This window comes from Mycobacterium sp. 852002-51152_SCH6134967 (genome assembly GCF_001667105.1).
Lineage (GTDB): Bacteria > Actinomycetota > Actinomycetes > Mycobacteriales > Mycobacteriaceae > Mycobacterium > Mycobacterium neumannii_A.
Map to the genome: position 1 here is coordinate 1 of NZ_LZIK01000046.1, position 12588 is coordinate 12588.

At 67.7% G+C, this 12588-nt stretch carries 14 protein-coding genes, 1 tRNA gene and 1 pseudogene; 7 read left to right on the forward strand and 9 right to left on the reverse strand.

Going from position 1 to position 12588, the window contains the following annotated elements; all coding sequences use genetic code 11:
- Nucleotides 1-80 precede the first annotated feature (80 nt).
- A tRNA-Tyr gene (locus tag A5790_RS14715) sits at nt 81-163 on the reverse strand.
- Nucleotides 164-278: 115 nt separating this feature from the next.
- On the opposite strand from A5790_RS14715, the gene A5790_RS14720 reads away from it, so the two are divergent.
- Complete coding sequence (locus A5790_RS14720) at nt 279-770, forward strand: YajQ family cyclic di-GMP-binding protein (RefSeq protein ID WP_066845476.1); 492 nt, start codon at nt 279-281, stop codon at nt 768-770.
- A 155-nt stretch (nt 771-925) separates the two neighbouring features.
- Complete coding sequence (locus A5790_RS14725) at nt 926-1951, forward strand: NAD(P)H-dependent glycerol-3-phosphate dehydrogenase (RefSeq protein WP_066845479.1); 1026 nt, start codon at nt 926-928, stop codon at nt 1949-1951.
- Nucleotides 1952-1954: 3 nt separating this feature from the next.
- On the opposite strand, the gene A5790_RS14730 is transcribed toward A5790_RS14725, so the two are convergent.
- The gene (locus A5790_RS14730) at nt 1955-2530 is read right to left on the reverse strand and encodes a hypothetical protein (RefSeq protein WP_066845522.1); all 576 of its coding nucleotides are present in this window, start codon (nt 2528-2530) and stop codon (nt 1955-1957) included.
- Nucleotides 2531-2662: 132 nt separating this feature from the next.
- Here A5790_RS14730 and A5790_RS14735 point away from each other — a divergent pair, with 132 nt between their 5' ends.
- The gene (locus A5790_RS14735; RefSeq protein ID WP_066845482.1) at nt 2663-3841 is read left to right on the forward strand and encodes an NAD(P)/FAD-dependent oxidoreductase; all 1179 of its coding nucleotides are present in this window, start codon (nt 2663-2665) and stop codon (nt 3839-3841) included.
- Here the strand turns inward: A5790_RS14735 and A5790_RS14740 are convergent.
- From A5790_RS14740 to grcC1, 3 genes are all read right to left on the reverse strand, one after another.
- Entirely contained in the window at nt 3809-4786 is a 978-nt protein-coding gene (locus A5790_RS14740) for a LuxR C-terminal-related transcriptional regulator (protein ID WP_197696792.1), read from the reverse strand. The genes A5790_RS14735 and A5790_RS14740 overlap by 33 nt on opposite strands.
- 423 nt (nt 4787-5209) lie before the next feature.
- Nucleotides 5210-6088 carry a zinc metalloprotease HtpX gene (gene htpX, locus A5790_RS14745; RefSeq protein ID WP_066845494.1) on the reverse strand — a complete coding sequence of 293 codons (879 nt, stop codon included), beginning with the start codon at nt 6086-6088 and terminating at the stop codon, nt 5210-5212.
- Between the two features lie 69 nt (nt 6089-6157).
- Nucleotides 6158-7165 (reverse strand): nonaprenyl/(2E,6E)-farnesyl/geranylgeranyl diphosphat synthase, encoded by a 1008-nt coding sequence (grcC1, locus tag A5790_RS14750; protein ID WP_197696793.1) that lies wholly within the window; start codon nt 7163-7165, stop codon nt 6158-6160.
- A gap of 87 nt (nt 7166-7252) precedes the next feature.
- Between grcC1 and menJ the strand changes: the two genes are divergently transcribed.
- The gene (gene menJ / locus A5790_RS14755; RefSeq protein WP_066845500.1) at nt 7253-8467 is read left to right on the forward strand and encodes a menaquinone reductase; all 1215 of its coding nucleotides are present in this window, start codon (nt 7253-7255) and stop codon (nt 8465-8467) included.
- Here the strand turns inward: menJ and A5790_RS14760 are convergent, their stop codons facing one another.
- The gene (locus A5790_RS14760) at nt 8468-8722 is read right to left on the reverse strand and encodes a hypothetical protein (protein ID WP_066845503.1); all 255 of its coding nucleotides are present in this window, start codon (nt 8720-8722) and stop codon (nt 8468-8470) included.
- A gap of 21 nt (nt 8723-8743) precedes the next feature.
- On the opposite strand from A5790_RS14760, the gene A5790_RS14765 reads away from it, so the two are divergent.
- On the forward strand, nt 8744-9184 hold the full coding sequence (locus tag A5790_RS14765) for a GAF domain-containing protein (protein ID WP_197696794.1): 441 nt from the start codon (nt 8744-8746) through the stop codon (nt 9182-9184).
- Between the two features lie 114 nt (nt 9185-9298).
- Nucleotides 9299-9544, forward strand: a complete 246-nt coding sequence (locus tag A5790_RS14770; RefSeq protein ID WP_126315898.1) for a hypothetical protein — start codon at nt 9299-9301, stop codon at nt 9542-9544.
- On the opposite strand, the gene A5790_RS14775 is transcribed toward A5790_RS14770, so the two are convergent.
- Nucleotides 9541-10599, reverse strand: coding sequence for an alpha/beta hydrolase fold domain-containing protein (locus A5790_RS14775; RefSeq protein ID WP_066845510.1), 1059 nt, complete (start codon nt 10597-10599; stop codon nt 9541-9543). The two genes, A5790_RS14770 and A5790_RS14775, sit on opposite strands and share 4 nt — an antisense overlap.
- A gap of 40 nt (nt 10600-10639) precedes the next feature.
- Nucleotides 10640-11332 (reverse strand): demethylmenaquinone methyltransferase, encoded by a 693-nt coding sequence (locus A5790_RS14780; protein WP_066845513.1) that lies wholly within the window; start codon nt 11330-11332, stop codon nt 10640-10642.
- Between the two features lie 69 nt (nt 11333-11401).
- Between A5790_RS14780 and A5790_RS14785 the strand changes: the two genes are divergently transcribed.
- Nucleotides 11402-12226, forward strand: coding sequence for an SDR family oxidoreductase (locus A5790_RS14785; protein ID WP_066845516.1), 825 nt, complete (start codon nt 11402-11404; stop codon nt 12224-12226).
- 32 nt (nt 12227-12258) lie between these two features.
- On the opposite strand, the pseudogene A5790_RS25995 reads toward A5790_RS14785, so the two are convergent.
- Nucleotides 12259-12588, reverse strand: a pseudogene (locus A5790_RS25995) (hypothetical protein); the annotation flags it as partial.

Genomic DNA, 12588 nt, shown 5'->3' on the forward strand with positions numbered 1-12588 from the left:
GGAAAATCCCCCGAAAACCGGGTCGACATGTAAACGATGTCTCGGGACACCCGTCAACGATGTCCCGAGACATCACAGAGTGGCAGGTGCAGGATTCGAACCTGCGTAGGCGTAAGCCGACGGATTTACAGTCCGCTCCCATTGGCCGCTCGGGCAACCTGCCTGGGTGCTGCACCGCCGGGTGACCCGGTTTGGTGCGACTTGCAGGGTACAACGAGGATGGTCCGAAGACGAAAACGGGACCAGACCCTCAGTCGAGCATCTAGGAGGACCGATCCATGGCGGATTCATCGTTCGATGTCGTGAGCAAGGTCGACCGCCAGGAGGTGGACAACGCGCTGAACCAGGCCGCCAAGGAACTGGCGACCCGCTACGACTTCCGCGGCACCGAAACGTCCATCGAGTGGCAGGGCGAGGAGACGGTCGTCATCACCAGTTCGACCGAGGAGCGCGCCAAGGCCGCCGTCGACGTGTTCAAGGAGAAGCTCGTGCGCCGCGACATCTCGATGAAGGCGTTCGACGCCGGCGATCCGCAGGCGTCGGGCAAGACCTACAAGGTCAGCGGCCAGATCAAACAGGGCATCACGAGCGAGCAGGCCAAGAAGATCACCAAGCTGATCCGCGACGAGGGCCCCAAGGGCGTCAAGGCACAGATCCAGGGCGAGGAGATCCGCGTCAGCAGTAAGAAGCGCGATGATTTGCAGGCGGTGATCGCGCTGCTCAAAGGCGCCGACCTCGAGGTGGCGCTGCAGTTCGTCAACTACCGCTGAGCGCTCGGAGCCACCTGGCGTGAGTGCGCCCACTTCTGCCTGAGGGTCGGGCCCACCCGGTCAAGCACGGCCCTGCCGCAGAAATCGGCGCGCACACTGGGCCGTCGTTTCCGAATACGCCCTGGTTTTGGGCCGTCCGACCTACCCTGATCGGCATGGCACCTGCGCAACGTGTACCTCAAGTCGTCGTTCTCGGTGGAGGCTCCTGGGGCACCACCGTGGCGTCCATCTGCGCCCGCCGCGGGCCGACGCTGCAATGGGTGCGCTCTGCGGAGACCGCCGACGACATCAACGACAACCACCGCAACTCGAAGTACCTGGGCAACGAGGTCGAGCTTCCGGACGGCCTGAAGGCCACGACGGACTTTTCCGAGGCGGCAACATGCGCCGACGTCATCGTCATGGGCGTGCCGTCACACGGCTTCCGCGCTGTGCTCACCGAACTGGCCAGGGAGTTGCGGCCGTGGGTCCCGGTGGTGTCGCTGGTCAAGGGTCTCGAGCAGGGCACCAACTTCCGGATGAGCCAGGTCGTCTCCGAGGTGCTGCCCGGGCATCCGGCCGGGATCCTGGCCGGGCCGAACATCGCGCGCGAGGTGGCCGAGGGGTACGCCGCCGCGGCGGTGCTCGCCATGCCCGACCAACAACTCGCGGCGGACCTGGCACGACTGTTCCGCACCAAGCGGTTTCGCACCTACACCACCGACGACGTGGTCGGCGTGGAGATGGCCGGGGCGTTGAAGAACGTCTACGCGATCGCGGTCGGCATGGGCTACTCGCTCGGCATCGGCGAGAACACGCGGGCGATGGTGATGGCCCGCGCGATCCGCGAGATGTCCAAACTCGGCGAGGCGACCGGCGGGCACCGCGACACATTCGCCGGCCTGGCCGGCATCGGTGACCTGATCGTCACGTGCACCAGCCAGCGCAGCCGCAACCGTCACGTCGGCGAGCAGTTGGGCGCGGGTAAGCCGATCGACGAGATCATCGCGTCGATGAACCAGGTCGCCGAAGGCGTCAAGGCCGCCAGCGTCATCATGGAATTCGCTGACCAGTACGGGATTTCGATGCCGATCGCTCGCGAGGTCGACGCCGTGGTCAACCACGGCTCCAGTGTTGAAGAGGCCTACCGCGGCCTGATGGTCGAAAAGCCCGGGCACGAGGTGCACGGCGCGGGGTTCTAGCGCTCAGTTGAAGAAGGGGTTGGTGCCCTCGGGCCGCTCGAGCAGCGGATCCCTGCCGCCGTTGATAATGTAGCTGCCCGCGGGGGACAACACGAAGCCGGACTGGTTGCGGCTGTCCGAGCACGTGGTCACGCCGCCGTCGCTGCCGCAGCTGACGGTCTGGAAGCTGATCCGCGAACCGGCCGGAAGTGGCTTGGCGTCGCCGACGACGGCGAACACATCGGCCGTCGTCGCGGAGAACTGCGGAACCCCCGGGCCGCCGCTGACGAAGTTCGCGCCGTCCGGTGCCGCGGGAATCGCGCCGCTGCAGCCGTAGCCGCCGTTGCGCTGCAGGACGCACGTCAACCCGTCCGGGGTCTTGAACGCGTACCAGTGGCCGTCCATCTTCGCGAACTCCGACAGCTTCACCGGTGCGAGCGCATTGACGTTCGGCGCCGGTGGCGGCAGTGGTTCGGACGGTTGAGCTACGGCGATACCTTGCGCGCCGATCAGGGCCGCCCCCGCGGACCCGACGACGCCGATCAACACCCGATTCAGCACGGTCCACACCCTAAGGGGTGCGGCGGATCCTCGCAGCATACGAATCACATCGCCGCAGGTCGACAAGCTGTTACCGACGTCGACCGCCGGTTGTGAACCCCCCACCTGTGGGGTGGCGCCGAGCGCGGCTTCGACCGACGCTGTATTCAGGCAACGTCACGGAGGAACCGAATGCGAACCGCGCACACCGTGCTGGTGATCGGCAGCGGTCCGGCCGGCTTGTCCTGCGCCGCAGAATTGCATGCGCGAGGGATCGATGTGACCGTCGTGGAGCGTGGCGGGCAGATCGGCGCGGCCTGGTCCGGCCGCTACGACGCCCTACGGTTCAACACCTGCCGGCGTAACTCCGCCTTGCCCGGCGCTCCGTTCCCGCGCCACTTTGGGCAGTTTCCGACCCGCGACCAGTACGTCGACTATCTGCAGACCTACGCCGGACGCCATCGTGTGGCCGTCGAGTTCGGCGTCGACGCGCTCCGGCTCGACCAGGCGCCCGACGGCGGCTGGAACGTGGAAACCAACGGCGGGGCGCGCAGGGCGCGCCATGTCGTGGTCGCCACGGGCATCTTCAATCAGCCCGCTCTGCCCGACTGGGCAACCGACGACCGCTTCGCCGGGCAGATCGTGCACGCCGCGCAGTACCGCAACGCCCACCCGTTCTCCGGCCAGCGTGTGTTGGTCGCCGGCGCCGGTTCCAGCGGACTCGAGATCGCCCACGAGTTGAGCCGCTCGGGCTGCCCAGAGGTGTTGCTGGCGGTGCGCACTCCGCCGAACATCCTTCTGCGCGAAGTCGGCGGGTTGCCCCTCGACCTGCCCATGCCGCTCTTTCTCCGGCTGCCCGCCGGGCTCGTCGACAAGCTATTGCTCGCCGTGCAGCGCGGAATCATCGGCGACCTCAGCGATTTCGGGTTCTCCGCGCCGCCGGAGGGGCCGATCGCCGGACTCAAACGCCGCGGCGCCGGAACGGCGATCGTCGACCGTCAAGTGGTCGACGCGATCCGCGACCGCTCGCTTCGTGTGGTAGCAGCCGTCGACCGACTGCAACCCGATGGGGCGGTCCTGGCAGACGGCACCTCCGTCCAGGTCGACTCCATCGTCGCGGCCACGGGGTACCGAACCGGGCTGGACGCCATGGTCTCTCACCTCGATGTCCTCGAGCAGCGAGACATGCCGCGTGACGGGCGTGGTGGCGAGGTGTTGCCGGGTCTTCGCTTCGTCGGCTACGTGTACCGGCCGGGGCTGACGAGATTCGTGGGAACGCTCGCCAGACGGGTAGCCGACGAGATCGCCGTGCAGCTGGCGGCTTCTGAGCTTCGAGAGTCAGCGCCGAAGGACGAGATCTTGCGAGAGTAGTGCCGCCAGCTCCGGACGGCTGTTCACACCGAGTTTGGCGAAGATCGCCTTGACGTGACCACGCAGCGTCTCGGCGGTGATCCACAGCCGGCCGGCGATCTCCCTGGTGGACATGCCGGTCAACAGCAGCTGGGTGACCTCCTTCTCACGACGGGTCAGCTGGCTCAGGTGGACCAGCAGCGGCGCAATGTCCGAACGCCGCGCCTGCTCCAAAACCACTGCGGTGCAACCTGTTCTCGACCCCTCTCGCTCCATACGGACTGCCCGCACCACGAGCCAGTCCCCCGAGCGCGCCCTGGTGCGCGCCATCGCCGGCTCGCCGACACCGGTTTCGGCGAGAACACGCGCCTGGTGAGCGACCTCGTGCAGCACGATGGTGCTCTCCAGACCTTCGTCCTCGACCGGACCCAGCCAGTCGGTGACCTGCGGTGTCATCGACTCGATGCTGCCGTCGTCGGCGAACATCACCAGTGCGGGTGCTGCGGCAACACTTGGCGCGGACTTCTCGCCGAGTTGAAGGGATGCCCGGATGCCGTTGGCCACGTGCGGGCAGAGCCTCGCCATCGTCGCGACCTCGCCTTCGGTGAAGAACGCATCCTCGGCCCGCCGGGTCAGGCAGAAGTGCCCCCAGGTGACCGACCCCGAATTGAAGACGCCGCGCATCTCGTCCCCGTATCCGTTGGGCTGGTAGATCTTCGACCACCGCGCGCTGCGGCTCAGGTCACCGGCGGTCTCGATGCCGAGCGACGCCGCCGGGACGTCCCGTCGCGCGAGGTCGACGAACTTGTTCACGTCGTCGGTGGTCAACTCGCATTCGATGAGGTCGAGGTTCTGCTGACGTGTGACGTTCTCGGCGTGCACCCCGGTGATGAGCAGAGTGTCGGGGTCGGTGAGCAGCCAGCCCGCAGCGGCGTAGGAGATCTCCGCCCTCACGGCGGTAGCCACCGCAGCCAATAGTTCGAGCGGGTCGTGAGCCCGTGCGCAGATGCGTGCGACCCGCTGTTCCAATCGGGCAGGCCCGCTCAACGACATAGCCGGTGACATACCGACCCACCGCCCTTCCGTTGGGGTTCGCCGTCCGTCGGGGTGGTCCGTACTGTCGGTTCTACTCCCCCTTGACGCACGCAGACAAGGACTCCGCGGACCGCTCACACAGCGCACTCCCAGGGGTGGCGCGTACGAACAGCGCAGGAGGATTTCGATGCGGCGAAGCTGACGCCGCGCTACGTCGTGACGTCGGCCGGCACCGCCGGGCGTGGGAGACGATGAAGCCGGTCCTCGAATCGACCTTGGGTGCACCGATCACGAGCGAGAACACCGCCCTGCCGATGGTCGAGATGCTGCTGACAGATCCTGACCGGTGAGGCGTCAGTAGTAACCCGGGCCCCGACCGGCCATCGACTCGAGGCGGGCGATGCGGTCCCCGATCGGCGGGTGCGTCGAGAACAGCTTGCCGATCTTCTCGCCCGCACGGAACGGGTTGGCGATCATCAGGTGCGCCTGATCGGCCAGTTTGGGGTCGGGCGGCAGCGGCGCCTGCTCGACGCCGGCGCTGATCTTGCGCAGCGCACTGGCCAACGCCAGCGGATCGCCCGTCAGCTCCGCGCCGGACTGGTCGGCCTGGTACTCCCGCGACCGCGAAACGGCCAGCTTGATCACCATCGCCGCGATGGGTCCGAGCATCGAAACCAACAGGATCGCAAAGGGATTCGCGCCCTCGCGGTTACCGCCGAATATCGTCGCGAAGTAGGCGAGGTTGGCGAGCGCGGTGATCACCGCGGCCATCGCGCCGGCGACGCTCGAGATCAGGATGTCGCGGTTGTAGACGTGCGACAGTTCGTGACCGAGCACCGCCCGCAGTTCGCGTTCGTTGAGGATCTGCAGGATGCCGGTCGTACAGCACACCGCGGCGTTGCGCGGATTGCGCCCGGTGGCGAACGCGTTCGGCGCGTCGGTGTCGCTGATGTACAGCCGCGGCATCGGCTGGCGGGCGGTGGTGGCCAGCTCGCGCACGATCCGGTACATCACCGGCGCCTGCATCTCGGTGACCGGCTGGGCGTGCATCGCCCGCAGCGCGATCTTGTCGCTGTTGAAATACATGTAGGCGTTCATGCCGACGGCGAACAGCACCGCCAGGCCGATGAGCGCCGTATTGCGGAACAGCGCGGCGATGAACACGATCAGCGCCGAGAACCCCACCAGCAGAGCGAACGTCTTGGCGGTGTTCGCGTGCGGATGCCAGGTCATCGCTTCCTCCTCCAGAAAGAAAGACTTCGCTGAATCAACGCTTAGTCGGGCTCCGCAAGTTCCTGGCGCTCAGCCGTGCCGGTTGACCGTGTAATCCACCAGGGTCGCCAGGGCCTGACGGCCCGGCCCCTCGGGCAGCTGCGTGAGCTCCTCGCGGGCTTGCACCGCATACTGCGCGACGGTCTGCTTGGCCTTCGCCATGCCCGGCGAGCCCCGCAACAGCCGCAGCGCCTCGGCCACGTCGTCGTCGTTCTCCACCGGCCCGGCCAGCAGCTCGCGCAACCGGTCGGCAGCAGGACCGTCGTCACGCAGCGCGTACAGCACCGGCAGCGTGTGCACGCCCTCGCGCAGGTCCGTGCCCGGCACCTTGCCGGACTCGTCAGGATCGCTGTCGATGTCGATGATGTCGTCGGAGATCTGGAACGCCGTGCCGACGATGCCGCCCAGCCGGCTCAACCGCTCGATCTGCTCTTCGTCGGCGCCGGAGAACGTCGCCCCGAACCGGCCGGACGCCGCGATCAGGCATGCAGTCTTCTCGTACACGACCTTCAGGTAGTGCTCGACGGAGTCGACGTGCTCGGCCGCGCCGCGGGTTTCACGCATCTGGCCGGTGACCAGCTGGGCGAAGGTGTCGGCGATGATGCGCACGGCGTCGGGCCCGAGCCTGCTGACCAGACGCGAGGCGGTGGCGAACAGGTAGTCGCCGGCCAGGATCGCGATGTTGTTGCCCCAGCGCGCGTTGGCGCTGTCGGCACCGCGGCGGACCTGCGCTTCGTCCATCACGTCGTCGTGGTACAGCGTCGCAAGGTGGACCAGTTCGATGACCGCGCCCGCGACGGTGACCTGCCACGCATCCGGGTCCGGACCCAGCCGGGCTGAGAGCACCGTGAACAGCGGACGGAACCGCTTCCCGCCGGCCTGAAACAGGTGTTGTACCGCTTCGGCCATCAGCTCGTCGGCTTTGCCGAGCTCAGTGGCCATCAGGTCTTCGATGCGGGCGACCCCGTCGCGCACTTCCTGCGCGAATTCGGGATCTCCGAAGTCCACCCCGGCTACCACCGTCGCTGGCGTCCTCACCCTGCCAACATACTGGGAACCATGGATGGTTCGGCGGGCAGGAGCGATGGGCCCACGCCCGAAGGGCAGGGGACGACCGGGGGATCGATGAAGGGGGACGTGGTCGTCGTCGGGGCCGGGCCGGCTGGTTCGGCCGCCGCAGCGTGGGCGGCGCGCAACGGCCGCGATGTCCTCGTCATCGACAAGGCGCAGTTCCCGCGCGACAAGGCCTGCGGCGACGGCCTGACCCCGCGCGCGGTGCTGGAGATGCGCCGCCTCGGACTCGGGCCGTGGCTGGATGACCGGGTGCAGCACCGCGGGCTGCGGATGTCCGGATTCGGGGCCGATGTCGAAATCGAATGGCCGGGGCCGTCGTTCCCGTCAACGTCGAGCGCGGTCCCCCGCACCGAACTCGACGACCGGATCCGCATGGTCGCCGTCGACGACGGCGCGAAGATGATGCTCGGCGTGAAAGCCGTCGACGTGCGTCGTGACGCCTCCGGGCGCGTGGAGGCGGTGATCCTCGACTCGGGCGCCGAGATCGGGTGCGGCGAGCTGATTGTCGCCGACGGAGCCCGCTCGACGCTGGGCCGCGTCCTGGGCCGCGAATGGCATCAGGAGACGGTGTACGGCGTGGCGATCCGCGGCTACATCGCGACGCCGCGCGCGAGCGAACCGTGGATCACCTCGCACCTGGAGTTGCGCTCGCCGCAGGGGGCGGTGCTGCCCGGATACGGTTGGATCTTTCCGCTGGGCAATGGGGAGGTGAACATCGGCGTCGGCGCGCTCGCGACGGCCAAGCGCCCGGCCGACGCCGCGCTGCGGCCCCTCATGTCCTATTACACCGGGTTACGTCGTGAGGAGTGGGGCTTCGTCGGGGAACCGCGCGCCGGCCTGTCTGCACTGCTGCCGATGGGCGGCGCCGTGTCGGGGGTGGCCGGACCGAACTGGATGCTGATCGGCGACGCGGCCGCCTGCGTGAACCCGCTCAACGGCGAGGGCATCGACTACGGGCTCGAAACCGGCAGGCTGGCCGCCGAACTGCTGGGCACCGGCGATCTCACGCAGGTGTGGCCCGCCGTGCTGACGGCGCACTATGCGCGCGGGTTCTCGGTGGCCAGGCGGCTCGCGCTGCTGCTGACGTTCCCGCGGTTCCTGCCGTCGACCGGGCCGCTCGCCATGCGGTCGGAGACGCTGATGAATGTCGCGGTGCGGGTCATGGGCAACTTCGTCACCGACGAGGACGAGGACTGGACGGCCCGGGTCTGGCGCGGAGCCGGCCGCCTGTCGCGGCGCATCGACGCCCGCACACCGTTCAGCTAGTCAGTCGCGCCGACGCCGCTCGCCGAGCTTCAGGGCGACGCGGGTGGGCGCCGGGTCCCGGTTCGTCTGCGCAGAAGCGGTGAGCCCCAAGGCAATCAGTATGTCGGCCGCGGTGACGAACAACCCGATCCAGTACGCCCACCGCATGGTGGGGTCCGGTTGGGACGCGAAGTACAAGACGAGGAAGATCGGGCCGACGATGCCGAAGACGAACATCATGCCCTGAAACATCAAATAGCGCTTGAACGTCTCCATGGCGCAGGCAGAATATCGCGGATGACCGCCGTGTACCGGGCTCCGATGCGATCCCGTCGCGACGACATCGACCCACAGGGATCGCTCGACCGGGCGTTGGCGCTGGGCGTCGTCGGTTTCGGCGACGCGGGTTTTGGCGAGCGGCTGGCTCGTCGCGTGGACCGGTTCGCCGATGTCGAGGATGGGTCCTTCGTGTGGACCCGCGACGCGGATGGTCTTTTCTGGTTAGGCCGTATCGATGGTCCGTACCGCCGTGACGACACCGACGAGGCCTCCGCTGTCGACCTGGTTCATGTGCGGCCGTGCCGCTGGCTCAGCGAGCCTGTCCTCGAACCCGACGTTCCCGCAGCGGTTCTCGCGACCTACGCACGCGGCGGGCGCAACTTTCAGCAAACGCACGACCCCGATGTCGGCCCGCAGTCGGAACGCATCTGGGATACCCGCAGGGATCAGGATTCGTAACCAGGCTAACTGTAAGCCCAGCTAGATGACCTGTTTTCGGCAGCGTGCGGGGATTATCCTGGAGCACAGCGGCGTTCATGTATGCATCGGCGGAAGGAAACCACGATGCTCGGTGTGACGGTTCGATCGGCAGTTGCCGCGATCGCGGTCGCCGCTGCCGCGCTTCTCTCTGCCCCCGTCGCGCCCGCGCTGCCGCAGGGGCCGTGTCAGGACGTGCCTTACGTCGGTGTGTGCACACCGTATCGAGGGGCCACCGGAAAGCCGTCCTCGAACGCCAAGTCCGAACCGCCCCTGCCGGTCGTCAACACCGCCCCTCCGGCGGGCGGCAGCCAGCAAGCGGCAATCGACATCGACGACTAGCCTAGCGATTTCGCGAACCCGCTGACGTCGCGGATTGATGCGTCGAACACCTCGGGCATGTAAGCCCCGCACAGTAGGTCACCGCCATGGCAGGTGCCCGCCACCACCCGGCCGACCGCGGGAACGCCCGCGCGGAGCAGGCGGCGGTAGTAGGCGAGGCCCTCGTCGCGCAGCGGGTCCAGTTCGTTGACCGAAATGACATGTGGCGGAAGCCCGCTGAGCTCCTCGTCGGTGGCGACCGCAGCCCAGCACGTGGCGTCGTCGGCATGGGAGCCGTCAGGGTTGTAAATCGAACCGAGCAGCGCGAGTTGGTGGCGGCTGACGAAATACTCGTCGTTCTCCGCCAGCGACGGCAGGTCCTCGCACTCGTCGAGCCAGCGGTTGGAGATGTACGGGCACTGCGCGTAACAGCCGGCGATCTCGTGCAGCCATCCCTCTCGTTTGGCTTTGTGCGCGACGGTCAGTGTGAGGTTGCCACCGCCGGACTCCCCCGAGACGACCAGGTGACTGACACAAAGTTCTGCGCGGTTGGCGGCCACCCAGCGCACCGCGGCCGCGCAGTCGTTGAGTCCGGCCGGGAATGGGTGCGGTCCGAGTTTGCCGCCGGAGTTGCGGAACTCCACACCGACCACGACAAGCCCAGTGGCGGCGAGGCATTCGCGGATTCTGACGTAACCGATGTCGGCCGCGCTGCCGATCGCCATGCCGCCGCCATGCAGATGGACGACGGCGGGCAGCGGGCCGCCGGCGTCATCCTCTGGGCGGCTGATGTAGAGCATGATGTCGTTGGCGTCCGGTCCGGTGATCGTTGTCGTCGACGTGGTCACCCCGGAGACGGCAGGCAGATCCTTACCCAGCGCCTCGAGAATGGCGCCCATCCCCTCCTCGCTCATGGTCGCGAAGGCGATCCGGTCCTCGAGCGGGGAGTCGACGCTCAGCGGTGCGGCGGGCAGTCGGCCCTCAAGACCGAACTGCGCGAACGCCTTGACCATTCGGGGGTCGGAGCGGGGATCGGTTCCGAGCGTGCGGTCCGGGTCAGCAAGCCGTCCGTACATGCCCAGACCGTAGCGCGCGATCGCGGTACCCGACCGACAATCAGCGCTGGGATTTGGTGGCGGCGTGCAGCGCGACGATGCCCCCGCTGAGGTTGCGCCAGCGCACTGAGGACCATCCGGCGTCGGCGACCTGACGGGCCAACTGCGTCTGATCGGGCCAGGCGCGGATCGACTGGGCGAGGTAGACGTAGGCGTCCGGGTTGGACGACACCGCCCGCGCGATCCTCGGCAGCGCCTGCATCAGGTATTCCTTGTACACCGTCGCGAACAACCGGTTCGTCGGTGTGGAGAACTCGCACACCACCAGCCGTCCGCCGGGACGGGTGACGCGCGCCATCTCGCGCAGCCCCGCTACATGGTCGACGACGTTGCGTAGACCGAAGCTGATCGTCACCGCATCGAACACACCGTCGTCGAACGGCAGTCTCGTCGCGTCACCGGCGACCTTGGGCACATCCCTCGAGGCCCCTGCGGCCAGCATGCCGACCGAGAAGTCCGCGGCCACGCACCACGCGCCCGAAGTGGCCAACTCGACCGTCGACACGGCCGTGCCCGCCGCGAGGTCGAGCACCTTGTCCTGTGGGCCGATGCGCAGTGCTGCCCGCGTCGCTCGCCGCCAGAACCGGTCCTGGCCCAGCGACATGACGGTGTTGGTCAGGTCGTAGCGCCGGGCCACCGCGTCGAACATCGATGCCACATCGCGGGGGTTCTTCTCCAGCGTCGCCCGGCTCATGAGGCAACCGTAGCTGTGAAGATGCTTGAAGCGGGAATGCGGAGTCCGTCTAGGGGAGATATAGGGAGCATGAGCGAAAAGGTTTGGTTCATCACCGGAACGTCGCGGGGCTTTGGGCGCGAGTGGACGATCGCGGCGCTCGAGCGTGGTGACAAGGTCGCGGCGACAGCGCGCAACGTCTCGTCATTGGACGATCTCGTCGAGAGGTACGGCGACGCGTTGCTGCCCCTGGCGTTGGACGTGACCGATCGCGAGGCGGACTTCGCGGCGGTCAAGCAGGCCCACGACCATTTCGGCCGGCTGGACATCGTCGTCAACAACGCCGGCTATGGGCACTTCGGTTTCATCGAGGAGTTGACCGAGCAGGAGGCGCGCAACCAGATCGAGACGAACGTCTTCGGCGCGTTGTGGGTCACCCAGGCCGCACTGCCGTATCTGCGGGCGCAGCGCAGCGGGCACATCATTCAGGTGTCGTCGATCGGCGGGATCGTCGCGTTCCAGAACGTCGGCATCTACCACGCGTCGAAGTGGGCGCTTGAGGGCTTCTCGCAGTCGCTGGCGCAGGAAGTGGCCCCGTTCGGGGTGCACGTCACGCTGATCGAACCGGGCGGCTACTCGACCGACTGGGCGGGTTCGTCGTCTCGACGCTCGACGCCGTTGCCGGACTACCGAGAGGTGCACGAGGAAGCCGACCGGATCCGCAGTCAGCGCGTGGCCAAGCCCGGCGATCCGCAGGCGTCGGCGCGAGCTCTACTCAAGGTCGTCGACGCCGAAAACCCGCCGCTGCGAGTGTTTTTCGGTGAGCTTCCGCTGCAGTTGGCCAGGGCCGACTACGAGAACCGGCTCAAGACATGGGAGGAATGGCAACCGGTCGCCGTCGAGGCGCAGGGCTGAGTCCGGAAGACGGTGCTCGAGATTCGCGGCTGTCAGGCCGCCCAATCTCCTGGAGGCGCGGGCCCACCGGGCTCGCCGGCACCGTCGACGGGCGAGGCAGCGCTCGATGGCGTGTCGCCGGGCTGGCCGACCTCAGCGGGTTCGGTCGGTGCGACGCTGGTTTGCGTGTCGCCGAGCTGGCTGTCGTCAGCCGGTGCGGCGCTCGGCGCAGCGGTGTCGTTGTGGCTGCGACTTTCCTGCTCGTCCGGCGGGCGCAGGAGCCGTTCAGGTCGGTGGTAATAGTTCAGCCGCGCCTGGCCGGTGTCCAGTTCGGGCGGCGGAAGCCATTCGACCTCGCAGCGCTCGTTCATCCGGGTGGACCA